Origin of the sequence: Streptomyces pactum (assembly GCF_016031615.1) — a bacterium.
GTDB classification, from domain to species: Bacteria; Actinomycetota; Actinomycetes; order Streptomycetales; family Streptomycetaceae; genus Streptomyces; species Streptomyces pactus.
The window spans coordinates 2,665,752-2,689,717 of sequence record NZ_JACYXC010000001.1 but is presented as its reverse complement, the minus strand read 5'-3'; the positions used below and the strand labels follow the sequence as shown (position 1 = coordinate 2,689,717).

Annotated in this window: 14 protein-coding genes, 1 tRNA gene and 5 pseudogenes; 9 read left to right on the top strand and 11 right to left on the bottom strand. The window is 73.6% G+C overall.

What is annotated here, in order from left to right:
• Window positions 1-272 precede the first annotated feature (272 nt).
• From IHE55_RS10460 to IHE55_RS10445, 4 genes are all read right to left on the bottom strand, one after another.
• Window positions 273-659, bottom strand: a complete 387-nt coding sequence (locus IHE55_RS10460; protein WP_197988776.1) for a hypothetical protein — start codon at window positions 657-659, stop codon at window positions 273-275.
• A 1,029-nt stretch (window positions 660-1,688) separates the two neighbouring features.
• The gene (locus IHE55_RS32590) at window positions 1,689-2,027 is read right to left on the bottom strand and encodes a hypothetical protein (protein WP_307826603.1); all 339 of its coding nucleotides are present in this window, start codon (window positions 2,025-2,027) and stop codon (window positions 1,689-1,691) included.
• 91 nt (window positions 2,028-2,118) lie between these two features.
• Window positions 2,119-2,709 carry an aminoacyl-tRNA hydrolase gene (gene pth, locus IHE55_RS10450; protein ID WP_197988775.1) on the bottom strand — a complete coding sequence of 197 codons (591 nt, stop codon included), beginning with the start codon at window positions 2,707-2,709 and terminating at the stop codon, window positions 2,119-2,121.
• 128 nt (window positions 2,710-2,837) lie between these two features.
• The gene (locus IHE55_RS10445) at window positions 2,838-3,425 is read right to left on the bottom strand and encodes a 50S ribosomal protein L25/general stress protein Ctc (RefSeq protein ID WP_197988774.1); all 588 of its coding nucleotides are present in this window, start codon (window positions 3,423-3,425) and stop codon (window positions 2,838-2,840) included.
• A 166-nt stretch (window positions 3,426-3,591) separates the two neighbouring features.
• Here IHE55_RS10445 and IHE55_RS32250 point away from each other — a divergent pair.
• From IHE55_RS32250 to IHE55_RS32240, 3 pseudogenes are all read left to right on the top strand, one after another.
• Window positions 3,592-3,768, top strand: a pseudogene (locus tag IHE55_RS32250) (LysR family transcriptional regulator); the annotation flags it as partial.
• Window positions 3,769-3,919: 151 nt separating this feature from the next.
• Window positions 3,920-4,138, top strand: a pseudogene (locus IHE55_RS32245) (LysR substrate-binding domain-containing protein); the annotation flags it as partial.
• Window positions 4,139-4,572: 434 nt separating this feature from the next.
• Window positions 4,573-5,426: pseudogene (locus IHE55_RS32240) on the top strand (serine hydrolase); the annotation flags it as partial.
• A 224-nt stretch (window positions 5,427-5,650) separates the two neighbouring features.
• On the opposite strand, the gene IHE55_RS10430 reads toward IHE55_RS32240, so the two are convergent.
• The 4 genes from IHE55_RS10430 to IHE55_RS10415 form a co-directional block, all read right to left on the bottom strand.
• Window positions 5,651-6,622 (bottom strand): ribose-phosphate diphosphokinase, encoded by a 972-nt coding sequence (locus IHE55_RS10430; RefSeq protein ID WP_197988773.1) that lies wholly within the window; start codon window positions 6,620-6,622, stop codon window positions 5,651-5,653.
• 93 nt (window positions 6,623-6,715) lie between these two features.
• Window positions 6,716-8,209, bottom strand: a complete 1,494-nt coding sequence (glmU, locus tag IHE55_RS10425; protein ID WP_197988772.1) for a bifunctional UDP-N-acetylglucosamine diphosphorylase/glucosamine-1-phosphate N-acetyltransferase GlmU — start codon at window positions 8,207-8,209, stop codon at window positions 6,716-6,718.
• A 108-nt stretch (window positions 8,210-8,317) separates the two neighbouring features.
• Window positions 8,318-8,389, bottom strand: a tRNA-Gln gene (locus IHE55_RS10420).
• A gap of 29 nt (window positions 8,390-8,418) precedes the next feature.
• A complete protein-coding gene (locus IHE55_RS10415; protein ID WP_232265519.1) occupies window positions 8,419-9,312 on the bottom strand; it encodes a hypothetical protein in 894 nt (297 codons plus the stop codon).
• Between the two features lie 152 nt (window positions 9,313-9,464).
• Between IHE55_RS10415 and IHE55_RS10410 the strand changes: the two genes are divergently transcribed.
• Window positions 9,465-10,814 (top strand): sensor histidine kinase, encoded by a 1,350-nt coding sequence (locus IHE55_RS10410; protein WP_197988771.1) that lies wholly within the window; start codon window positions 9,465-9,467, stop codon window positions 10,812-10,814.
• Between the two features lie 415 nt (window positions 10,815-11,229).
• On the opposite strand, the gene IHE55_RS10405 is transcribed toward IHE55_RS10410, so the two are convergent.
• Together IHE55_RS10405 and IHE55_RS10400 are read right to left on the bottom strand one after the other, a co-directional pair.
• Window positions 11,230-11,727 carry an SUKH-3 domain-containing protein gene (locus tag IHE55_RS10405; RefSeq protein WP_197988770.1) on the bottom strand — a complete coding sequence of 166 codons (498 nt, stop codon included), beginning with the start codon at window positions 11,725-11,727 and terminating at the stop codon, window positions 11,230-11,232.
• 3 nt (window positions 11,728-11,730) lie between these two features.
• Window positions 11,731-12,273 carry a YwqJ-related putative deaminase gene (locus IHE55_RS10400; protein WP_197988769.1) on the bottom strand — a complete coding sequence of 181 codons (543 nt, stop codon included), beginning with the start codon at window positions 12,271-12,273 and terminating at the stop codon, window positions 11,731-11,733.
• Between the two features lie 208 nt (window positions 12,274-12,481).
• On the opposite strand from IHE55_RS10400, the gene IHE55_RS10395 reads away from it, so the two are divergent.
• The 3 genes and pseudogenes from IHE55_RS10395 (at window position 12,482) to IHE55_RS10385 (ending at window position 17,530) form a co-directional block, all read left to right on the top strand.
• Complete coding sequence (locus IHE55_RS10395) at window positions 12,482-13,489, top strand: SMI1/KNR4 family protein (protein WP_197988768.1); 1,008 nt, start codon at window positions 12,482-12,484, stop codon at window positions 13,487-13,489.
• A 5-nt stretch (window positions 13,490-13,494) separates the two neighbouring features.
• A pseudogene (locus IHE55_RS32235) lies at window positions 13,495-16,110 on the top strand (SUKH-4 family immunity protein).
• A gap of 313 nt (window positions 16,111-16,423) precedes the next feature.
• A complete protein-coding gene (locus IHE55_RS10385; protein WP_307826602.1) occupies window positions 16,424-17,530 on the top strand; it encodes a coiled-coil domain-containing protein in 1,107 nt (368 codons plus the stop codon).
• Between the two features lie 373 nt (window positions 17,531-17,903).
• Here IHE55_RS10385 and IHE55_RS10380 read toward each other — a convergent pair.
• A pseudogene (locus tag IHE55_RS10380) lies at window positions 17,904-19,483 on the bottom strand (MFS transporter); the annotation flags it as partial.
• A gap of 431 nt (window positions 19,484-19,914) precedes the next feature.
• On the opposite strand from IHE55_RS10380, the gene IHE55_RS10375 reads away from it, so the two are divergent.
• Window positions 19,915-20,703 (top strand): ABC transporter ATP-binding protein, encoded by a 789-nt coding sequence (locus IHE55_RS10375; RefSeq protein WP_197988767.1) that lies wholly within the window; start codon window positions 19,915-19,917, stop codon window positions 20,701-20,703.
• Entirely contained in the window at window positions 20,700-23,279 is a 2,580-nt protein-coding gene (locus IHE55_RS10370; protein WP_197988766.1) for an ABC transporter permease, read from the top strand. Before IHE55_RS10375 ends, IHE55_RS10370 begins: the two co-directional genes overlap by 4 nt.
• Window positions 23,280-23,966 lie beyond the last annotated feature (687 nt).

Here is a 23,966-nt window from a genome sequence, read left to right as displayed (position 1 = left end):
AGCGCCGCCCGGCACCGTCCGCGCCCGCCGGCCACCGCCCGTACCGGCGACGCCCGCGGACGGAACCGGCCGGTGACCGCTCCCCACGGAGCGGTCACCGGCCGGTCGCGTTGCCATGGGCGCTTCCCTCTCCGGTCTCCCACGGAGCCTGCCGCCGCGGCGGGAACCACCGGCAGGGCCCGGGGGCCGGGAGGGCCGACGGGCGCCGGGAACGCGCCCGGCGCGGGCAGGGGACATCACTCGGGGAACGGGCCCGGTGCGGGCGCCACGCCTCAGTCGCGCGACATCCGGCGGACCAGCAGCACACCCAGCACCACCACGGCCACCGCGACGCCCACGATCCAGCCCACCGGCCCCACGCCGGTCCGGGCCAGCTCCGACTCCGCCGTGACGACCGGCCGCCGTGCCGCGTCCACCGGACCGGCCGGGTCCGCCACGGACCGCACCACATGCGGCACCTGCGGCGCGGGCGGTACGGCGGGACGGGAGGACACCACGACGGGCCGGCCGGCGCCGGCCGCGGAACCGGCGACCGGGGCGACGGCGGCGTGCACCGGCGCGGCACCACGACCGCCGGACCCGGTGGCGTGGGCGGCGGACACGAGCACCACAGGGGACGCCGCGACCACGGCCGCGCACGCGACGGAGAGAACGCGCATGAACAACCAACTTCGCTGTCGGGCTGTGAAGCCGGGGGATGGGCGGCCCAGCTTCCGACAGCCCGCGCGCCGGGTCAACAGCGCTTGACCCCGATATGCGGCGAGAAGGGCGATCCATCCGCATTACCTCGGGTAACGATCCGGTGAATAGGGGGGTTCCGCGCATGATCGTCCAGGTGTGAGCGGTATGCGGAACGCCCCCGGAGCGTCCTTCCGGCCCCCCCCCCGCCGCGGAGTCCCCTGGGCGCCCGCGCGCAGCAGCCCCCCGCCGCGGAGTCCCCGGGCGCCCGCGCGCAGCAGCCCCCGCCCCGGAGTGCCCCGGCGCCCGCGCGCAGCGCCCCCGGCACCCCGCGCCCCACGAAAAACCCGGCGCCACGCCCGGAACCCCACGCCGTACGAAACCCTGCACGCGAAAGACCCGGCACCGGCGCGCACAAGCCCGCGCCCTACGAAAAGCCGGCACGCGAAAAACCCTGCACCGGCGCGCACAAGCCCGCGCCCCACGAAAAGCCGGCACGCGGAAATCCGGGCACCGGCGCGGACGCACCGCGTACGGGAAAGACCGACGGGCCCGACGCCGGCCCGCCACAGATGCGCGGCCGGCCCCGCGCGGGCCGGGAAAAACCTACGGCCGCGGCCCGCGCCGGCAACGCACGGGCCCACCACGCGGCCGGCACGCGTACGGGCACGACCATCGGCCCTCGGCCGGCACGCGCACGGGCGCGACCAGCGGCACTCAGCCGACCCGGAGCGCCACCCCGCCCGGCACCCGCCGCGGCACACCCCTCGGCGCCCCCTGGCGCCCACGCGGCACACCCCGCCGGCCCTACGCCCCGCACCTCACAGCAGCGCGACGAACGACCCGCCCAGCAGCGCCGCCCCCAGCCCGCCCAGTACCCACCCCGTACGACGGAACCCCCATCCCACCCGCCACCAGCACCGCCGCCAGCATCAACGAACCCCCGAACGGCACCCACGCACGGAGCACCCCCGCCCACCCCGTCCGCACCGTCTGCCGCGAATCCGGCTTCACCACCACCGGAACCCGGTCACCCTCACCATCCGCCACCCCCGCGTCCACCCGCATCCCTGCCCCGCGCCTCCGCCGGACGCCCCGACGGCACGAACACCCCCCGTACACCACTCGTCACCACACGACTGCACCCGCAACGTCCCCCGCTCCCGCCCCTTGCCGAGCATCACGTGCTGCGCCGTCCCCCACGACGCCCACACCCCCGCCACCAGCACCACCGACGCGATCAGCGCCACCACCACCTGCTTCACGAGCAACAGCACGCCGAACGCGCTCTCACCCACCCGACGCATCCGGCCGCGCCGGACCGGAACGGTGCCACTGCTCGACGACATGGCGGCGATCCTTGGCCATGCCTCACCGCCCGGTCAACCTCCGCGCACCCTTCGCGGCCCGGTGCCCGCCCATGTCACCTCACGGCCGACATCAGGAGTTGTACGTGCCTTGCGCCCGTTCCAGACCGTCCACGATCAGCGTCTCCACCGCGTCCGCCGCCCGGTCCACGAAATAATCCAGCTCCCGGCGCTCCACCGACGAGAAGTCCTTCAGCACGAACGCCGCCACATCCATCCGCCCCGGCGGACGCCCGATCCCGAACCGCACCCGGTGATAACCCGGCCCCAGCGACTTCGTGATCGACTTCAACCCGTTGTGACCGTTGTCCCCACCCCCGCACTTCAACCGCAACGCCCCGAAATCGATGTCCAGCTCGTCATGGACCGCCACCATCCGCTCCACCGGCACCTTGTAGAAATCAGCCAGCGCCGTCACCGGACCACCCGACAGATTCATGAACGACATCGGCTTGGCGACCACCACCCGACGCCCCACCGGACCCGGCGGCCCCACCCGGCCCTCCACCACCTGCGCCCGCGACCGGTGCGCCTTGAACCGCCCACCCATCCGCTCCGCCAGCAGATCCGCCACCATGAACCCCACATTGTGGCGATTCCCGGCATACTCCGGCCCGGGATTACCCAGCCCCACCACCAGCCACGGCCCGTCCGGCACGCTCATCGCTCCCTCTCCTGCCCGGGCCGGGCGATCACACCGATCACCTGACGCCCTCCGCTGCTGCTACAGACATACACGACCGCCCCGCTCCGGACGGAGCGGGGCGGCGACGTGCGTGAACCTCGGGCGGATCAGCCCTCGGCACCCTCACCCTCGGCGGTCTCCTCGGCCGAAGCCTCCACCTGCGCGGCCACGACCTGCAGCACCACGGCGTCCTCCTCCACGGCCAGCGAGGTGCCCTTCGGCAGCTCGATGTCCTTGGCGAGCACCGAGTGACCGGCGTCCAGACCCTCCACCGACACCGTCACCGACTCCGGGATGTGCGTCGCCTCGGTCTCCACCGGCAGCGCCGACAGGATGTGCTCCAGCAGGTTCCCACCCGGCGCCAGCTCACCCTCGGTGTGCACCGGAATCTCGACGGTCACCTTCTCGCCACGCTTCACCAGCAGCAGGTCGACGTGCTCCAGGAAACCCTTCAGCGGGTCACGCTGCACCGCCTTCGGGATCACCAGCTCGCTCTTGCCGTCGACATCCAGGCTGATCAGGACGTTCGGGGTCTTCAGCGCCATCATCAGCTCGTGGCCCGGAAGCGCCACGTGCACCGGGTCACTCCCGTGACCGTAGATGACACCCGGAACCTGGCCCGCACGACGGGTACGGCGCGCCGCGCCCTTACCGAACTCGCTCCGCACCGCAGCGGAGATCTTCACCTCGGACATGAGCACTCCTCGTAGGAAAAACCGATCAGGGGACCGTCACCCGGCCCACGACAGACCTGCTACGAAGAGCGCGTCGATAACGGATGCACCGTGTGAAACCCACCCACACGGCGTCCCTCGCCGAGCAACCCGACCATCCTAGCCCACCGCCTAAGATCCCAGACCCATGGACCTGCTGCGGCACCTCCGCTACTTCCGCACGGTGGCCGAGGAACAACACATCGGCCGCGCCGCCGAACGCCTCCGCATCGCCCAGCCCTCCCTCTCCCAACGCATCCAACGCCTCGAACGCGAACTCGGCATCCGCCTCTTCGACCGCACCAGCCGCGGCGTCACCCTCACCCCCGCCGGCCGCATCATCCTCCACGAAACCCACACCCTCCTCGCCGCCGCCGACCGCCTCACCACCACCGCCGCCCGCATCCACGACGGCGCCGCCGGCACCCTCCGCGCCGCCGTACCCCCGCCCTCGGCGCCCCACCACCGCCGCCCTCATCACTCGCTACCGCGACCACTCACCCGGCGCCCACCTCCACCTCCGCGAACTCCCCACCACCACCCAACTCACCGAACTCACCACCGGCACCCTCGAAGCCGGCATCATCCGCCACCCCAGCCACACCGACGGCCTCACCCTCGGACCCCTCCTCCACCAGCCCCTCGGCGTCCTCCTCGCCGCCGACGAACCCCTCGCCGCCACCGACGAACTCCACCTCGCCCACCTCACCGGACGCGACCTCGTCCTCTTCCCCCGCCACCACGCCCCCCGCCCTCCACGACGAAACCCTCACCACCTGCGCCCGCCACGGCTGCACCCCCCACCACCGTCCACGAAGCCACCGGCGACGACTTCACCCACGCCCTCGTCCTCTCCGGCGCCGCCATCGCCCTCCTGCCCCGCACCCCACCCGCACCCGGCACCGTCTGGCGCCCCCTCACCGGCAACCCCCTCACCTGGCGCACCTCCGTCGCCTGGCCCCAAGGCCGCGACAGCCCCGCCATCCGCCTCTTCACCCGCACCGCCCACCACGTCCTGCGCCACCACGCCGGCATGCACCCCACACCACCCCGCCCCACCGTCCACCCCCGCCCCGCATCGGAGTTCCCCCAGTGACCCCGACCCCACCCTCCGACCCCCCACCACCGCATCCGCACCGCGTTCAGCACCGCCGGCGTCACCGGCCAGCTCTACGCCACCGACATCGACAACGGCACCGACATCGGCATCCACCCCGACACCCCCCGCCCCCACCGCCAGCCTCCACAAACTCTGCCTCGTCGCCACCCTCTACCGGCACGCCGCACAAGGCCGCCTCGACCTCACCACCCCCCCATCGACATCCCCGCCACCCCCCGCACCCCCGGCTCCACCGGACTCTCCGTCATGCACGACCCCGCCCGGCTCTCCCTGCGCGACCTGGCCGCCCTCACCATCGCCGTCAGCGACAGCGCCGCCGCCGACACCCTCTGGGACCACCTCGGCCAGGACACCGTCAACGCCACCATGGCCGAACTCGGCCTCACCCACACCATCGCCGTCCACCCCATGCGCGACCTCTACGCCCGGATGGCCCACGACGCCGGCGACCACGGCCCCACCGCCCTCACCGACCCCGCCACCGTCGCCCGGCTCAGCGTGCTCCACCCCCAACACACCAACCGCAGCACCCCCCCGCGACATCGCCACCCTGCTCGCCGCCATCTGGCGCGACGAAGTCTGCGACGGCCCCACCGCCACCGCCCTCCGCCACACCCTCGGCCTCCAGACCTGGCACCACCGCCTCGCCTCCGGCTTCCCCTTCGACGACGTCCGCGTCTCCGGAAAAACCGGCACCCTCCCCACCCTCCGCCACGAAGCCGGCGTCGTCGAATACCCCTGACGGCGGCCGCTACGCCGTCGCCGTCTTCACCCGCGCCGCCTCCACCGCCGCCACCCTCCCCGCCGCCGACGCCGTCATCGGCACCACCGCCCGCATCGCCATCGACGCCCTCCGCACCCCCCGGACACGACTGAGGCCACCCCCGAAGGAGTGGCCTCAACCGAACCCGACGACCCACCACGCCGCCGAAGGCGGCACCAGCGGACCCCGGCCCACGTCACGGACGCCGGACACGCCCCCGGACGCCACCGAAACCGGTGACCCCCGGCGCACACCGCCCCCCGACGCGCCCCGCCGCTCGCGCGGCCCGAACCCTAAGCCGGACATCACAACCGTCCTGCGCCTCTACGCCTCGAACAGGCTCGTCACCGAGCCGTCCTCGAACACCTCACGCACCGCACGCGCGATCGTCGGCGCCATCGACAGCACCGTCACCTTGTCCAGCTCCAGCTCCCCCGGCGTGGGCAGCGTGTTGGTGAACACGAACTCGCTCACCTTCGAATTCTTCAGCCGGTCCGCCGCCGGACCCGACAGCACCCCGTGCGTCGCCGTCACGATGACGTCCTCCGCACCATTGGCGAACAGCGCCTCCGCCGCCGCACAGATCGTGCCACCGGTGTCGATCATGTCATCGACCAGGACACACACCCGGCCCTTCACATCACCGACCACCTCGTGCACCGTCACCTGGTTCGCCACATCCGGATCACGCCGCTTGTGAACGATCGCCAGCGGCGCACCCAGCCGGTCACACCACCGGTCCGCCACCCGCACCCGGCCCGCGTCCGGCGACACCACCGTCAGCTTCTCCCGGTCCACCTTGGCACCCACGTAGTCCGCCAGGATCGGCAGCGCGAACAGGTGATCCACCGGACCGTCGAAGAAGCCCTGGATCTGGTCCGTGTGCAGGTCCACCGTGAGAATCCGGTCCGCACCCGACGCCTTCAGCAGATCCGCGATCAGACGCGCCGAGATCGGCTCCCGCCCACGGTGCTTCTTGTCCTGCCGCGCGTACCCGTAGAACGGCACGATCACCGTGATGCTCCGCGCCGACGCACGCTTCAGCGCATCGATCATGATCAGCTGTTCCATGATCCACTTGTTGATCGGAGCCGTGTGGCTCTGGATCAGGAAGCAGTCCGCACCACGCGCGGACTCCTCGAAGCGCACATAGATCTCGCCGTTGGCGAAGTCGAAAGCCTTGGTCGGGACCAAGCTGACGCCCAGTTGCTGGGCGACCTCCTCGGCCAGCTCGGGGTGGGCGCGGCCGGAGAAGAGCATCAGCTTCTTCTCGCCGGTCGTCTTGATCCCGGTCACAGCACAGTCTCCTCGGATGTCACTTCATGTGCTATTTGATGCGCTACGGCGCGCTTCTCCACGGTACGCCGACACGCGACGTGCCCGCGCACGTCACTGCTGCTCGTCGCCCTCGCCACGAGCCGCCCGGGCGGCCTGCGCCGCGGCGCTGCCGGGACGCTTGCGATCCACCCACCCCTCGATATTCCGCTGCTGGCCTCGGGCGACAGCGAGCGAACCCGGGGGGACGTCCTTGGTGATGACCGAGCCGGCCGCGGTGTACGCGCCGTCCCCGATCGTGACAGGAGCCACAAACATGTTGTCCGACCCCGTCTTGCAGTGGGACCCGACCGTCGTGTGGTGCTTGGCCTCGCCGTCGTAGTTCACGAACACGCTGGCCGCGCCGATATTGGTGTACTCACCGATCGTCGCGTCACCCACGTACGACAGGTGCGGGACCTTCGTCCCCTCACCGATGTCCGCGTTCTTCATCTCCACATACGTGCCGGCCTTCGCCTTCGTCCCCAGCCGCGTCCCCGGCCGCAGATAGGCGTACGGACCCACACTCGCCGACTCACCCACCCAGGCACCGTCGGCCACCGCGAAACTCACCGTGGCACCCGCACCCACCGTGGTGTCCCGCAACCGGGAGTGCGGACCCACCTCGGCACCGGCACCCACATGCGTGGCCCCCAGCAACTGCGTCCCCGGGTGCACCACCGCGTCCTGCTCGAACGTGACCGTCACATCCACCCAGGTGGTGGCCGGGTCCACCACGGTCACCCCGTCGAGCATCGCCCGCCGCAGCAACCGCTCGTTCAGCAGCCCGCGCGCCTCCGCCAGCTGCACCCGGTTGTTGATCCCCACGATCTCCCGGTGATCCGCCGCCACCGCCGCACCCACCCGGTGACCGGCCTCCCGCAGGATCCCCAGCACATCGGTGAGGTACTCCTCACCCTGGCTGTTGTCGGTCCGCACCTTGCCCAGCGCGTCCGTGAGCAACTGCGCGTCGAACGCGAACACCCCGGAGTTGATCTCCCGGATGGCACGCTGCGCCTCGGTGGCGTCCTTGTGCTCCACGATCGCGGTCACCGCGCCGTCCGCACCCCGCACGATCCGCCCGTAACCGGTGGAGTCCGGCACCTCGGCGGTGAGCACCGTCACCGCGTTGCCGTCGGCGTGGTGCGCCCGCGCCAGCTCGGCGAGCGTGTCGCCGGTGAGCAGCGGGGTGTCGCCGCAGACCACGATCACCGTGCCGTCCAGGACGACCCCGGTGTCGCGCAGCTGCTCCAGGCCCATCCGGACCGCGTGCCCGGTGCCGTTCTGCTCGTGCTGGACGGCGGTGCGGATCTCCGGGTCGATCCCGGCGAGGTGTGCGGCGACCTGCTCCCGGGCGTGGCCCACGACGACCACCAGGTGCTCCGGGTCGAGGGCGCGCGCGGCGGCCACCACGTGGCCGACCAGCGACCGGCCGCAGAGGGTGTGCAGGACCTTGGGCGTGGCGGACTTCATGCGGGTCCCCTCGCCCGCTGCCAGAACGACGACCGCTGCCGGCGGGGTCTCCCCCGTTCGAGCGGAGCCGAGAACTTGGGGAAGGTTGGCGGTCACGGGTGTGCCCTTCGGCTTCGGGGGTGGACACCCGCAGGATACCGGTGCGTTTTACAGGGGTAACGAGCGCGGGTCCTGACCTAGTCGGTCAGGACCCGAACGAACAAGCTCCCCTGCAAGGACTCGAACCTTGACAAACGGCTCCAAAGGCCGCTGTGCTACCCATTACACCACAGGGGATAGCAATAAGGGCTAAATCGGACATCTGGTTAGTTCGCCGATTCGGCGCCCTCCACTATGCCGTACCAAGCACCCTCCATGCGACGGTACAACTCCGCGCTTCTGGTGACGGACACGACGAGGCAGCCCCGGTAGGTGTCGCCCGTGTTCCGGCGTGTGGTTGTGGCGTGATGTTTCTTGAGGGTGGCGCGCTGGAATTCGGCCGCATCGACGCCCACCAGATCCGCCCAGAAGCGCTCCGCCGCCGACACCTCCGCGGTCTCGTGGATGCTGACACGGAACCGTCGGCGTTCCGGAGGGACCTCCAGCAGGTCGAGCCAGCGCAGATACACCCGGATCACGTCGGGGTCACTGTTCACGAACTGCAGGTGCTCGCGTCGGCGGTAGGGCTTGTCCTTCGCTCCCTCCGCCCAGTAGAGGGCCACCCCTACGAGGAACAGCTCCCGGTGGGACAGCTCGCCCAGTGCGTGGGCCGCCGCGCGCTTGGTCTCCTGTCGTGCCTGCTCCCGGGCGGCGTGCAGGCGCATCCGTCCCTCCTGGAGCAGCCTGCGACGTTCCTCGGGTGAGTGGCGGGGCTCGGGCTTCGGCAGATCGCGCACCCACAGGGAGATGGAGCTCTTGGAGCACCCCAGCTCCAGCTGGATCTGGTCGTAGGTCATGCCCTGCGAGCGCAGCTCCCGCGCCTTGGCGCGCAGGTCGTCCTTGGCGTTGGGGCGCCGGGTCCACTCCGGTGGTGGCTCGCCCTCCAGCAACCGGTTGAGCAGCTCGTTGTTGTGGATCTTGAGGCGGTCGCGGATCTGCCTGCGGCTCAGACCCTCCCGGCGGAGGGTGACCGCCTGGGCGCGCAGTGCGTGGAAGTCGGTGCTGCCGTTGAGGAGGCCGGCGAGCCCGTCGCCGCCCCGGCGTCGTGGTGTTCCGTCCATGGGCCCAGCATCGGGCTCGCCGCGGGCTCCGAGGTCGAAAATCTGGGCGATTCACCAGTTCGAGCGAAGTGGTGACGTTCCGCTTATGTGAATGCGCCGGGGGACTCCGTGCGCCGGGAAAACCGGTGGCGCCCGGACGTAGTCTGGTGCGTATGAGCGGAACGGGGGAAGCCCTCGACCAGGGCGGGCCGCACACGTGGAGACGGCTGGGGTGGTGGTCGCGGCGGCGGAGTGCGGCGCTCGACATCACCCTGGCGGTGCTCTCGGCGGCCGAGTGCGGCCTGGAGGGCGTGGCGTTCGCGGGGGACGCCGGGGTGCCGGTGGCGCTGGGGGTGGCGCTGGGCGTCGTCGTCGGATCGACGCTGCTGGTACGGCGGCGCTGGCCGATCGCGGTGGTGCTGGTCTCGGTGGCGGTGACCCCGGCCGAGATGGGTTTCCTGCTGGCGGTGGTGGGGCTGTACACCCTGGCCGCGTCGGAGGTGCCCCGGCGGATCACCGCGGTGCTGGCGGGCATGTCGGTGGTGGCCACGCTGATCATCACCATGCTCAGCTTCCACCAGGACATGGAGAGCGACGGCTGGGACCCGCCGGTCTGGGTGGCTCCGCTGGTGTCGTCGCTGATGGCGCTGGGGGTCACCGCCCCGCCGGTGCTTCTGGGGTTGTACGTGGGGGCGCGGCGGCGGCTGGTGGAGAGCCTGCGGGAGCGTGCGGACGGGCTGGAGCGGGAGCTGTCGCTGCTGGCCGAGCGGGCCGAGGAGCGGGCCGAGTGGGCGCGTAACGAGGAGCGCACCCGGATCGCGCGGGAGATGCACGACGTGGTGGCGCACCGGGTGAGCCTGATGGTGGTGCACGCGGCGGCGCTCCAGGCGGTGGCGCTGAAGGATCCGGAGAAGGCGTCGAAGAACGCGGCGCTCGTGGGCGACATGGGCCGGCAGGCGCTGACCGAGCTGCGGACCATGCTGGGGGTGCTCCGGTCGCACGACGTGCCGGCGGGCGGTGCGGGGTCCGCGGGGCCGGGTGCGGCGGGGGCGTCGGCGCCGCTGGCGTCGGTGGCCGCGGCCGCGTCGGTGGCGGCGGACGAGGCGGCCGGGGGGCCGTGCCTGGCGGAGGTGGAGGCGCTGGTCGGGCAGTCGCGGACCGCGGGGATGGTGGTGGAGCTGTCGGTGGAGGGGGACGAGCGGAGCTATGCGCCGCGGGTGGAGCAGACGGCGTACCGGGTGGTGCAGGAGGCGCTGACCAATGTGCACAAGCACGCGCCGGGGGCCCGCACGCGGGTGCGGCTGGCGCGGCGGAGTGCGGAGGTGGCGGTGCTGGTGGAGAACGGGCCGTCGGAGCGTGGTGCGGCGGACGCCGGGCTGCCCAGTGGTGGCAACGGACTGCTGGGGATGAAGGAGCGGGTGGCGACGCTGGGGGGCGGGTTCGTCTCCGGGCCGACCGACGCGGGGGGTTTCCGGGTGTCCGCGGTGATACCGGACCGTGTGGCGGCGCCGGGCGGCGTGTGAGGGGTCCGGGCCGCGGGGTGCGCTCGGGGTGCCGGGGGCGTGTGGCGTACGGCGGGCGGTGCGTGCGCGTCGTGCGGCGGGTGGTGCGGGGTGTGATGGCCGCCGCGCGCCCTGGGGCCCAGGGCGCCCGGGTGCGCCCGGGGTTCGGTGGGGCTCGGGCGATGGCCCGGGGCCGGTGTGCGTCGGCGGCGCCGAAGTGTCACCGCTCCGTCGTGCCCGGTCGGTGCCTCGTGGGGCCGGCCGCGCGACAACACGACCTGGCGACGGCACGGCCTCGCGGTGGCACGACCTCGCGACAGTACGGCCGTGCGGCGGCCCCGCGGCCACCGGGCCCCCGCGGCCACCGGCCCCGCGGCCGCCGACCCGCGGCGACCGGCCCCGGCGCCCGCCCGGGGCCGGGGCCGGGCGCCGGGGTTCAGGCGCGGGTGAGGCGGGCCGGGAGGGTGCCGGTGACCAGGGTGGTCAGTGCTGCGTCGATGTCCGCGCCGAGGTACCAGTCGCCGGTGTGGTCGAGGCTGTAGACGCGGCCCTCGGCGTCGATGGCGAGCAGTGCCTGTCCGTCCGTCTCCTCGCCGAGCGGGGCGAAGTCGGTGCCCAGCGCCCGGCCGAGGTCGGAGAGGGTGCGGGCGAGGTGGAGGCCGCGCATCGGGTCGATGAGGAAGGGGGTGGGGGCGATCTGCCGGCCGGTGCCGGAGGGGCGTACCCGGAGTCCGCCGAACTCGGCCCAGGCCTCCACGGCGGAGGGGAAGACGCTGTGCCGGTGGCCGGCGGGTGACTCGTGGGCGCGGAGTGCGTCGGCCCACACCTCGGCCTGCCTTATGTCCCAGCGGCCGGGTTGCCAGCCGGCGTCGCGGAGTGCGGCGTCCACGGCGACGGGGAAGCGGGTGGCGGCGGTTCGTTCGAATGCGCGCATGGGTCAGCTCCGGTCCGCCGTGGTGTGGTCGGCGCCGGTGACGCTGTGGACGCCGAAGTGGGCCAGGAGTGCGGTGCAGGACCGGCAGGGCGGTGCGTAGCCGCCGTGTTCGGGGTCGCCCTCCTCGCGGATGCGGCGGGCGGTGATGCGGGCCTGCTTGAGCGAGCGGCGGGCCTCGCTCTGGCTGAGTGGTTTGCGGGCGGCGCGTTTGCTGCGGTTGCTCTCGACGGTGCGCAGGTGGCGGGAGATGAGGACCGCTTCGGGGCAGCGGCCGGTGAAGCGTTCGCGCTGTGCGGTGCCGAGGGTGTCGAAGAAGTCCTGCACCAGGGGGTGGAGGGCGGGTGGCCGGTCGCCGCGTCCGGCGGTGCAGGTGAGTGTTTCGCCGCGGACGGTGAGGGCTGCGGCGATGGTGGGCAGGATGCCGTCCCGGCGGTGCCGGAGTACGGGTGGTCCGTCCGCCGTTCCGGTGTCGCTCCAACTCAGCCGGGGGTCTCCGCCGGTCCGGTCGGGCACGGCTGTGCCGCCGCGACCCTCCGTAGTCTTCATGCCCTGCTTCCCTCCCTGCGCATTCCGCGCGCAATCCCCCTGTTGCGGGGGTCAGCCTGCCAAATGGGGCGGGCGGTGCGGAAGTCAGGTCACCCCCGGCGCGTCGTGGGGGTGGTCGCGGTCACGGTGGGTGCGGGGGCTGAGTCAGGCGTGCCGGCACCGCATAGTGTGTCCGTAGCAGCCAGCAGGAGCAGGGGGCAGAACCGCCATGACGACAGGTCGGCCAGGGCTGGGGGCACCTCCCAGTCGCCCGGATGGGGGACAGTTCGCACCACCGAACACGGCCTACGCCGGGCAGGTCGTGCATTTCCCGGATCCGGTGCGGGCGGCCCGGTTCCCTCGGGGGGTGCGGGTGGATGAGCGGGGTTATCCGGATTTCTCTCCTTATGCCCGGGCGGCGGCCGAGATCGCGGAGCCGCCGGAGGGGTTCGGGGTGGACGAGCTGCGGCTGACGGACTACGTGTCGGCGAACGCGGCTCTGCACGCGGCGGGTCACGAGTTGTGGGACGGCATCTCCTCGGTGGCGACGCCGCACGGCTGGACCTGGCACCACGTGGCCGGTACGCGGCGGGTGGAGCTGGTGCCGGTCGAGGTGAAGGCGTTGCTGCGGCATCACGGCGGGCTGGCGACCGCGCAGGTCGACCAGGACAAGCGGGGCACGCGGCCGTTGCAGGAGACGCAGCCGGTGCACTTCGGTCTGCCCAAGCGGGGTGTCTCGGTGACCGAGGAGCAGGTGGCGGGGGCCGAGGAGGACCTGGGGTACCGGTTGCCGGGTTCGTACCGGGCGTTCCTGAAGGCGGCGGGTGGTTGTGCGCCGGTGGGTGCGGCGCTCGATCCGGAGCTGGGGCTGCTGGTGGACCAGCCGTTCTTCACGGTGCGTGACGAGGCGGCCGTCAACGATCTGGTGTACGTCAACAAGTGTCTGCGGGACCACTTCACCAAGGACTTCCTGGGCGTCGGTTTCGTCCAGGGCGGGGTGATAGCGGTCAAGGTGAAGGGTGAGGGGATCGGTTCGGTCTGGTTCTGCGCGTACGACGACGCCCGGGACCGGGACGGCTGGACGGTGCACGACCGGGTGGAGCGTCTGATGCTGCCGTGCGGTGACGACTTCGACGCCTTTCTGCTGCGGCTGGCGGGGAATCCGCCGGAGCTGGAGACGGTGGCGCATCTGATGGTGGACGGCGGCTTCGCGTACGCCGTTCCGGTGGAGGGGTGAGCGCGGTGGTGACGTTCGCGCAGGCGCAGCAGCGCGCGGAGCTGTGGATCAACGGTGATGTGCCCGCGTACCAGCAGCGTGAGGTGCGGGTGCGGGAGTTCGACCTGGGGTTCGTGGTCTGGGGTGAGGACCGCGAGGGTGGTCCGGTGTCGGGGTATCCGGCGGACGGGGCGCGGATGGTCATCGCGCGGGACAGCGGGGAGACGACGCTGTGGCCGGCGTTGCCGGTGGGTGAGGTGATCCGCCGGTACGAGGAGGTGTACGGGGTGGTGGAGGAGCCGGCGGGTGCCGCGCCGGAGGCTCCGCCGCAGCGGATCGATCTCAACGCGACCTCGTTCCTGCTGACGCCGCCGGAGTGGTTGCAGGAGGCGGCGGACGCGATGGGTATTCCGGATCGCCGGTCGGGTGGCCGGGATGCCACCGGTGGCGGGGGTTCGGGTGCGGCCGGGCGCGGGTCGGGTTCCGGCCCGGGTGCGGGGTCCGGGTCCGGTGGTGACGGTGGTGCGGTCGCGGGCGGTGCGGGTGTGCCGGCGGGTGCGACGCCGTGGGCGGACGCGAACAGTGGTGCGGATGACGGGGACCGGTCGGTGGAACCGCCGGCGACGGTGCTGGCTCCGCCGCTGTCCGGTTTCGACGAGGAGGACGTGCCCGGCCCGGGGGTGCATCCGGAGGCCAAGACGGAGTTGCTGTCCGGGGGGAGTGCGCTGCCGCCGACCGCTGTCGCGCCGGCTCTGGATCTGCCGGGCGCGGGGGCGTCCGGAAGTGCGGATACGGGTGGGGCCGGTGGCCCGGCGGCGCCGGGTGCTCCCGGTGCCTCTGGTGCTCCTGGTGTGGTGCCGGGTGGTGCCGGTGGGGCCGATGTGCCGGGCGCGCCGCCGGTGCCGCCGCCGGGTGCGCCCGGCATGCCCGGTGCTCCCGGCGCTCCCGGTGCGCCGGGGCAGGGGGCGCCCACGCCGCCGCCGTCGGGTCCCGGTGCGCCGGGAGCGCCGGCGGGCGGGTACGTCCCCACGCAGCTGGTGTCGGCGCTGGACGCGGAGGGCGCTCCGGGCGGTCCGGGCGGGGCGCAGCCGGGGGGTCCGGGGGCTCTGGCCGGGGGTGCATGCCGCCGCGACGATGTTCGCGGGGTCCGGTCAGCCGGGTCAGCCCGGTCCGCAGCCGCCGGGTGCGCCGGGCGCTCCCGGTGTGCCTCATCAGCCGCAGCCGCCCGGTGCTCCCGGTGTGCCCGGTGCTCCTGGTGTGCCCTGGGGCACCGCCCGGGGCACACGCCGCGGCGACGATGTTCGCCGGCGGTCCGGGTACGCCGCCGGGGCCGGGTGTGCCCGGTGTGCCGGGGCAGCCGGGTGCGCAGCCGCCGGGGGTGCCGGGGCCGGTGGGTCCGGGTCCGCACACGCCGCCGCTGCTGCCGCCCGGTACCCCGCCGCCGGGGGGTGCACGGTGCCGCGACGATGTTCGCCGGTGCGCCGGGCGCTCCGGGATGCCGGGGGGCGCCGGGGATACCTCCGGGGGCGGGGATGCCTCCGGGGATGGGTGTGCCGGGCCAGCCGGTGCCGGGCATGCCGGGTGCTCCCGGGGGGCCGGGCGCTCCGGGGGTGCCGGGTGGCGCGCCGTACGGTTATCCGCAGCAGCCGTCGGGTCTGCCCACGGTGGGGCCGGGGTACATGGCGGTGCTCCGGTACCGCGCGCAGGACGGTTCGGAGCAGCAGATCATCCGTCGTTCGGCGCCGGGCACCCCGCATCCGGAGTGGCAGATCCTGCACGAGCTGCGGGCGATGAACGTGCCGCCGCAGCAGGTGCTGGAGCTGCACACCGAGCTGGAGTCGTGTGATCTGCCGGGTGGGTACTGTGCCCGGATGATCCGGGAGTCGTGGCCGCAGGTGCGGATCAGTCACACCGCGCCGTACGGGCGGGACCACGCGACCCGGCAGCAGGGTGTGCGGCACCTGATCGAGCACCAGGGTGAGCTGCACCAGGTGGCGGACGGGCCGGCGCGGCCGGCGCCGAACCGGGTGCCGCTGCCGCATCCGGGCCAGGTGCAGCGGATGGCGCCGGCGCCGCTGGAGGTGGTGGCGCAGGAGCTGCTGGGGGCGTTCGGGCCGCAGGGGGTGTTCCGGTTCGACCAGCGGGCGGTGTCCCGGATGGGGGTGCCGGAGGTGGTCGCGCAGACGCTGGTCTGGGTGGGGCTGCCGGTGGACTTCGGGCCGTTCTTCTGGGCGCAGGCGCAGCCGGGCCGGCCGGTGCCGACGCTGGCGGAGCTGGCGGCGGAGCGGGGTGTGCAGCCGGCGTCGGACGCGGGTTCGTACCTGGTGATGGGGAACGACTTCGGGCGTCAGCTGTGTGTGCAGTACGGCACGGCGAACATCGTGGCGGTGCCGATCGAGGCCGGGCCGGGCGGCGGGCCGGTGCCGCCGCAGTTCGTGAACACCGGGCTGCCGGAGTTCGTGCGGTGCATGACGCTGCTGGGCCGGATGTGGCGGTTGCGGTACGGGCTGACGCCGGAGCAGGCGGGGCGCTGGACGGTGGATTTCCAGGCGCAGCTGGCGGCGCTGGACCCGATGGCGGTGGCGGCGCCGGACAACTGGTGGGCGGTGTTGCTGGAGCAGATGTGGGACGGCCTGTTGTGAGGGGGTGATCCCGCCGCGTGGCAGCGGTGGGTGGCCCCGGGGCCGTGGGAGAGGCGCCCGACCGGTGGAAACCGGTCGGGCGCCTTTTTGTCGTCGGGGGTGCGTTCCGTTGGTGCGTCCGGGTCTTCTTGGTTACGGGTGGGATCGGGGTTTTTGCGAGTTCTGATTCCCTATGGCGCATCCTTGGTCGGAGAAGGTGGCGGAGTGTCGCGTTATGGGCGTTTCACTCCGACCCGCCAAGATGTGCGCGGATCATGTGTTGCCGTCGTACCCGTTGCCGCCGTATCGCCGCCGTATCAAAGGGGTCCGAGAGATGAGTCCGTCGGTGTCACCTCATGGCTTCTCCGTCGTCGGACTGGGCAGCCGTGGTTACCGTCCCGAGCAGGTGGACCGCCGGATGGCGGAGATCTCGCGGGAGCGGGACGAGGCGTGGGAGCGCGCGGCGCGGCTGACCGTGCTGGCGAACGAGATGGCGGCGGAGGCGGAGCGGCTGCGGGAGGTGGTCGCCCAGCTGGCCCCGCAGAACTACGAGTCGCTGGGGGAGCGGGCCCGGCTGATCCTCGCGGTCGCCCAGGAGGAGGCCGCAGAGCTGCGGGACGGGGCGGAGCGGGAGGCCGGGCGGTTGCGGGAGAGCGCGGAGGCCGCGGCGCGTGAGGTGCGGGAGGCGGCGACGGCGGAGGCCGGCCGGCTGGACGCAGAGGCGTCGGAGGTGGAGCGGCGGCTGGGTGAGGAGGCCCGGGCCGCCGTCGAGGAGCTGCGGACCTCCTCGCAGCGTGCGGCGCGGGAGCTGCGGGCCGAGGCGCTGGCGGAGCTGGAGGAGGCGCGGGAGCGCACCGCCGCGATGCTCGCCGCCCAGGAGCGGGAGCACGCCGAGCAGTGGGAGGCCGCGGAGCGGGAGATCGCCGAGCGGGAGGTGGCGGCGGAGACCCGGCTCGCGGAGTGGGAGCAGGCGGTACGGCAGACCCTGGCGGAAGCCGAGCGGGCGTTCACGGCGGCCGGGGAGGCGGCGCGGCACCAGCTGGAGGAGGCGGAGGCGCAGGGGGCGGCGATCGTCGCCCAGGCGCGGGTGCAGCAGCAGCGGGTGGAGCGGGAGACCGAGCGGACGCTGCGGGAGCACGCGGTGCGGGCGGAGGAGCTGCGGGCGCACCTGGATCAGGTGCGGGCCGGGCTGGCGTCGGTGACCGGGCGTGCGGTGGCGGCGGAACCGGACGCGGCGGACGGTGCGGGCCGGCCGGCCGGGTCGGATGGTGCGGTGGGCCCGGCCGGGCCGCCGGCGGCGGGGCCGTCGGACGGGGGCGAGGGGCCGGCCGGGCAGCCGTCGGTGCCGCCGCCGCCCGCCGCGCCGCCCACGGCCGGCGGTGAGCGCCGGACCCCGCCCACCGGGCGGGTACCGGGCCCGGCCACCGGCGAACAGGACTGACCCGGCCGGCCGCGCTGCGGGCACCTGCGCGCCTGCGCGCGGGGCGGCGTCGTGCGGCCGCGCTGCGGCGCTTTGCGCGGGCGTGGGATCGCGCTGCCGCGCGTGGATGCCGGGTCCGCGCCTGCCCGCGGGGCTTCGCGTCTGTGTGCGGGTTCCCGCGGGTGCACTCGGCGGGGGTCAGGCTTGTGCGTCGTCCGCGTCCGGTCGGCCCACCACCGGCCTGCCGTTGCCTTCCTGTCCCACCGGGCGTACCGGCCCCTCGGGCCCTTCCCCGCCCTGCGGGCCTCCCCTGTCCCCGCCGGGCCTGCCGGCCCCTCCGGGCTCCCCTGCCCCTCCTGGGCCTCCGCCTCCTCTGGGCTTCCGGCCCTCCCGCCTCTCGGGGCTCCCGCCCCTCCGGGTGTACCGGGAAGTGGCGGGGGGGGCCAGGAGGAGGAGGGCGAGGAGGGCGAGGAGCGCCGCTGCCGCCGCTCCGAGGTAGACGTGGTCGGTGACGGCATCGACCGAGCGGCGCAGGTAGGCGGCGGCCGGTTCGTCGAGGGTGTCGCGGTTCTCCAGCGCGTGCGAGACCGCGTCGAGGTCGTCCGGCAGCGCGGGGCGGATCTCCGCCGGGGCGTCGGCCAGCCGTCCGGCGAGGGTGAGGTTGGCGACCGCGCCGAACAGGGCCGCGCCCACGCACTGGCCGACCTGGCGGCAGAAGAGGATGGAGGCGGTGGCGGTGCCGCGTTCGGCCCACTGCACCGAGGACTGCACGGCGATGATCAGCGGGAGCTGGAAGAGGCCGAGCGCCGCGCCCAGCGCCAGCATCAGCAGGGCCGGCTGCCAGGCGGCGCCGGGGTAGGGCAGGAGGGGGAAGGCGAGCAGGGTGGCGGCGGCGAGCGAGATGCCCAGCGCCGCGCACCGGCGGAAGCCGGTGCGGTTGTAGACGCGGTCGCTCAGCGCGGCGCTGATCGGCCAGCTGAGGGTCATCGCGGACAGGACGAAGCCGGCCGCGACCGGGCCGAGCCCGAGCACCGTCTGGGCGTAGGTGGGCAGGAAGACGGTCGGGGCGATCATGAGCAGACCCAGGGCGCCGAGGGCCAGGTTGACGGCGGCGATGGTGCGCCGCCGCCAGACCCAGCCGGGGATGATCGGTTCGGCGGCGCGGCGTTCGGCGCGTACGGTCAGCGCGGCGGCGGACGCGGCGCCGGCGAACAGGGCCAGTGAGGGCGCGGAGAGCCAGGGCCAGGCGACCCCGCCCTGGACCAGGGCGGTGAGCAGCAGTCCGCCGGTGACGAAGACGCCCAGGGCGCCGGCCCGGTCCACCGGGGGCCGCTGCCCGGCCGGCGGCCGGGGGCGGGCCGGTTCCCGCAGGTGGCGGGCGACCAGCCACAGGGCGAGGGCGCCGACCGGGAGGTTGATCAGGAAGATCCAGCGCCAGTCGGCGTAGCCGGCGAGGAGTCCGCCGAGGGCGGGGCCGGCGACCGAGGACAGTGCCCACACCGAGGAGAGCCGGGCCTGGATGCGGGGGCGTTCCCGGAGCGGGTAGAGGTCGGCGGCGATGGTCTGCACGGTGCCCTGGAGGGCTCCGCCGCCCAGGCCCTGGACGACGCGGAAGGCGATGAGGGCGGCCATGTTCCAGGCGGCGGCGCACAGCAGGGAGCCGGCGAGGAAGATCACGATGCCGGTGATGAGCACGGGTTTGCGGCCGAAGGTGTCGGAGAGCTTGCCGTACACCGGCAGGGTCACCGTGACGGCGAGCAGGTAGCCGGAGAACAGCCAGGAGAAGACCGCGAAGCCGCCCAGGTCGCCGACGATCTGCGGGACGGCGGTGGAGATGATCGTGGCGTCCAGGGCGGCGAGCGCCATGCCGAGCATCAGGGCGGCGACGACCGGGCCGCGGCGTTCGGCCGGCGCGCCGGGGGGTGCCGGTGGTGCCGGTTCCGCGTCCGTGTGCCGTCGTGCGGTACCGCCCACCGTCGGTGCCTCCTCCGTCGCGGGAAAAGATGCCCCCACCACCTTCCATGGGGGGTCGGGGGGAGGGAAGCGGGGTTCCGGGGGGCCGGAACACGCGGTGGTGGCCGCCGGAGGGGCGGCCCGGGACCGGTCGGGGGCGGTCCGGGGCGGTGGTGACCCTGAGACCGCGGGGGCCGCGGGCGGCTCGTCCCCTAGGGGGAATGCCGAGGGTTCCCGGGCGTGCGGTTCGTACCGGTGGAGGACGAGTGCGGGGGGCTCCGGTCCCTAGGTTTGAGGTGTCCCGCTGCGGACGGCGTCACCCCGGGGGTGGGGTTAACCCCCGGGTGAAGACGGTGCCGCGCACCATCGCGACGCACCGTGCCGCCGCGGGAGGCTGAAGGCGCGATCGGGGACAGGTGATCGCGGCGGACAACCGATCAAGGAGATGGACCGTGACATCGGCTGTATCGATTCCCAGGACCGGGGGCAGTGGAGGACGTACGGCCGTGGCCGCGCGGGGACGGCAGGTGGTCAAGGCGTACGGCTCGGGGGAGACCCGGGTGGTGGCGCTGGACCACGTGGACGTGGACATAGCGCGGGGGGAGTTCACCGCGATCATGGGCCCGTCGGGGTCGGGCAAGTCCACGCTGATGCACTGCCTGGCGGGGCTGGACACGGTCAGTTCGGGGCAGATCTTCATCGACGAGACGGAGATCACCGGCCTGAAGGACAAGAAGCTGACCCAGCTGCGGCGGGACCGGATCGGCTTCATCTTCCAGGCGTTCAACCTGCTGCCGACGCTCAGCGCCCTTGAGAACATCACGCTGCCGATGGACATCGCGGGCCGCCGGCCGGACCGGGCCTGGCTGGACCGGGTGGTGGAGACGGTGGGGCTGGCCGGGCGGCTGAAGCACCGGCCGAACCAGCTCTCCGGCGGTCAGCAGCAGCGGGTCGCGGTGGCCCGGGCGCTCGCCGCCCGCCCGGAGATCATCTTCGGGGACGAGCCGACCGGGAACCTGGACTCGCGGGCGGGGGCGGAGGTGCTGGGCTTCCTGCGCCGCTCGGTGGACGAGCTGGGCCAGACGATCGTGATGGTCACCCACGACCCGGTCGCCGCCTCGTACGCCAACCGGGTGCTGTACCTGGCCGACGGCCGGATCGTCGACGAGATGCACCACCCCACGGCCGAGCAGGTGCTGGACCGGATGAAGCACTTCGACGCGCGCGGGCGGGTGTCATGACCGTCCTCAAGACCTCGATGCGCAACTTCGTCGCGCACAAGGGGCGGATGGCGCTGTCGGCCATCGCCGTCCTGCTGTCGGTGGCGTTCGTCACCGGCACCCTGGTGTTCACCGACACCGCCAACGCCACGTTCGACCGGATCTTCCAGGCCACCGCCGCCGATGTGTCGGTGGCTCCGAAGGACGCCGACGACGAGGAGCTGCGCCGCTCCGGCGCGCTGCCGACCCTGCCGGCCGCCGAGGTGGCGCGGCTGGCGAAGGTGGAGGGTGTCCGGTCGGCCCACGGCGACGTGAACACCGAGGCGGTGACCGTCGTCGATCGCGACAACGACGACATCGGCCCCTCCTCGGGGGCGCCGACCATCGCCACCAACTGGGACGAGAACGAGCGCCGGGCGGTGGAGATCACCTCCGGGCACGCGCCGCGCGGGCCCACCGAGATGATGGTCGACGCCGACACCGCCGACGCCAAGGACCTGAAGCTCGGGGACGAGCTGCGGGTGATCACCGCGCACGGGGAGTTCCGGGCGAAGATCAGCGGGATCGCGACGTTCCAGGTGACCAACCCGGGCACCACGCTGGTCTACTTCGACGACGCCACCGCGCAGCGGGAGCTGCTGGCGGCGCCGGGCCGCTTCACCGGGGTGGGCATGACGGCCGAGGCGGGCGTCTCGCACGAGGAGCTGAAGCGGAAGGTCCTCGCCGCGCTGGGGCCGGCCGCCGCCGACTACGACGTGCGCACCCAGGACGAGGCCGCGGAGGCCAACCAGAAGGAGCTCAGCGGCGAGCTGGACATCCTCAAGTACGTGATGCTGGGCTTCGCCGGCGTGGCCGTGCTGGTGGGGATCTTCCTCATCGTCAACACCTTCTCGATGCTGGTCGCCCAGCGCACCCGGGAGATCGGCCTGATGCGGGCGATCGGGTCCAGCCGGCGGCAGATCAACCGGTCGGTGCTCACCGAGGCGCTGCTGCTGGGCGTGGTCGGTTCGGTGCTGGGCATCTTCGGCGGCATCGGGCTGGCCGTGGGGCTGATGAAGCTGATGGCCGGCGCGGGTCTGAAGCTGGACACCTCGGAGCTGACGGTGAAGACCGCCACGCCGGTGATCGGCCTGGTCATCGGGGTCGTGGTCACGGTGATCGCGGCCTACATCCCGGCCCGACGGGCCGGCCGGATCTCCCCGATGGCGGCGCTGCGCGAGGTGGGTACCCCGGCGAGCGCCAAGGCGGGCCGGGTGCGGGCGGTGCTGGGTCTGCTGCTGACCGCGGCGGGCGCGGCCGGGCTGGTGGCGGCGGCGCGTGCGGACAAGGCCGCGGACGGCGGTCTGGCGCTGGCCGGCGGCATCCTGTTCACCCTCGTCGGGTTCATCGTGGTCGGCCCGCTGCTGGCCGGGCTGGTGGTCCGGGTGCTGTCCGCCGTGGTGCTGCGGGTGTTCGGTCCGGTGGGCCGGATGGCCGAGCGGAACGCGCTGCGCAACCCGCGCCGCACCGGCGCCACCGGCGCGGCCCTGATGATCGGCCTGGCCCTGGTGGCCTGCCTGTCGGTGGTCGGCTCCTCGCTGGTCGCCTCGGCCGACGAGCAGCTGGACCGGTCGGTCGGCGCGGACTACATCATCGAGTCCGACAACCGGCCGATCACCCCGCAGGTGGAGCAGCGGATCAAGGCGGTGCCCGGGCTGGACCACGTCACGGTCAACAAGGGCCTGGAGGACGCGGAGATCACCGTGCCGGGCGGGCGGAAGGTCACCAAGGAGCTGACCGCCGCCGACCCGACCTACGCCCGCGACCTGCGGCTGGAGACGGTCGCCGGGGACCTCGACGACGCCTACGGCGACCGGTCGATGTCGGTGAACGAGGGCTTCGCCAAGGACCACCGGATCAAGGTCGGGGACCGGCTCACCGTGGACTTCGCCCAGGGCGGGACCGCCGAGCTGACGGTGCGGGCGATCACCTCGGACGACACGCTGTTCGACAAGGGCGCGATGTACCTGAGCCTGGAGACCGCCCGCGCCTTCATCAAGGCCGGTGACCTGCCGCCGACCGAGGTGATGTTCGCCGCGGCGAAGGACGGCGAGGAGGACGCCGCGTACGCCGCGCTGAAGCAGGTTCTGGACCCGTTCCCGCAGGTCGACGTCCGCAACCAGGCGGACTACAAGGAGCTGCTGGAGGACCAGATGGGCCAGCTGCTGAACATGGTGTACGGGCTGCTGGCGCTGGCCATCATCGTGGCGGTGCTGGGAGTGGTGAACACCCTGGCGCTGTCGGTGGTGGAGCGGACCCGGGAGATCGGTCTGATGCGGGCCATCGGGCTCTCCCGCCGCCAGATGCGGCGCATGATCCGGCTGGAGTCGGTGGTGATCGCCCTGTTCGGCGCGCTGCTGGGGCTGGGTCTGGGGATGGCCTGGGGCACCACCGCGCAGCGGCTGCTGGCGCTGGAGGGGCTGAAGGTGCTGGAGATCCCGTGGCCCACGATCGCCGGGGTCTTCATCGGCTCGGCGGTGGTCGGTCTGCTCGCCGCCCTGGTCCCGGCCTTCCGGGCCGGCCGGATGAACGTGCTGCGGGCCATCGCGACCGACTGACCGGCCCGCCGCCCCGATGGGGGCGGCCGTGCGGCCCGGAGCGCTCCACGGGGAGGCGCACCGGGCCGCACGGCGTTGCCGGGGGCGTACGGGGTGCCGGGGCGTACGGAGGTGCCGGGGGCGTACGCCCCGGGCGGGGGAACGGCAGGGGGCCGCCCGTCGCCGGGGGCCGTGCGGGCTCGGGCGTACGGTGGGGGCGGGCGCGTACGGCGTCGTGGGGGCCCGCGGGGGGTGCCGGACGGCGCGGGAGCGTACGCGGTGCCGGCGTGGCCGGGGGGCGTACGGACGACCCGACCACCCCCTTACCGGCGCCCCGCCCGCGCCGTAGGCACGCCCGCCCCGGCCGCGCCGTAGATACGCCCGCGCTGGCCGTAGGCACACCCCCGCCCGGGCCGCAGGCGCACCGCTCCGGCAGGGCAGGGCGCCCCGGCCCAGGGCCGCCGGCGCGGGCGTGCGCTCGGTGGGTGGCGGAGGGCCGCTCAAGCTCCGGCGGGGTCCGCCGGGGCCCGGGCGCCGGGGCGTACCGGGCCGCACGGCGCGCCGCGCAGGTGGCGCGCGGGGTGGTGCCCGGCGGCCGGGCCCGCGCCGCCGGTGCCGGCCGGCCGCGCGGCCGGAGCCCGGTCTCCGTTGTCGGCGGGGCGTCGTAGGCTGGATTGACCCGGCCCGTTCCACGTGTCGGGTGATTCG

Coding starts and splice junctions, on each gene's coding strand:
- IHE55_RS10460 (WP_197988776.1), bottom strand. CDS start 659: ATGCGCGTTCTCTCCGTCGCGTGCGCGGCCGTGGTCGCGGCGTCCCCT.
- IHE55_RS32590 (WP_307826603.1), bottom strand. CDS start 2,027: ATGTCGTCGAGCAGTGGCACCGTTCCGGTCCGGCGCGGCCGGATGCGT.
- pth (WP_197988775.1), bottom strand. CDS start 2,709: ATGAGCGTGCCGGACGGGCCGTGGCTGGTGGTGGGGCTGGGTAATCCC.
- IHE55_RS10445 (WP_197988774.1), bottom strand. CDS start 3,425: ATGTCCGAGGTGAAGATCTCCGCTGCGGTGCGGAGCGAGTTCGGTAAG.
- IHE55_RS10415 (WP_232265519.1), bottom strand. CDS start 9,312: ATGGACGGAACACCACGACGCCGGGGCGGCGACGGGCTCGCCGGCCTC.
- IHE55_RS10410 (WP_197988771.1), top strand. CDS start 9,465: ATGAGCGGAACGGGGGAAGCCCTCGACCAGGGCGGGCCGCACACGTGG.
- IHE55_RS10405 (WP_197988770.1), bottom strand. CDS start 11,727: ATGCGCGCATTCGAACGAACCGCCGCCACCCGCTTCCCCGTCGCCGTG.
- IHE55_RS10400 (WP_197988769.1), bottom strand. CDS start 12,273: ATGAAGACTACGGAGGGTCGCGGCGGCACAGCCGTGCCCGACCGGACC.
- IHE55_RS10395 (WP_197988768.1), top strand. CDS start 12,482: ATGACGACAGGTCGGCCAGGGCTGGGGGCACCTCCCAGTCGCCCGGAT.
- IHE55_RS10385 (WP_307826602.1), top strand. CDS start 16,424: ATGAGTCCGTCGGTGTCACCTCATGGCTTCTCCGTCGTCGGACTGGGC.
- IHE55_RS10370 (WP_197988766.1), top strand. CDS start 20,700: ATGACCGTCCTCAAGACCTCGATGCGCAACTTCGTCGCGCACAAGGGG.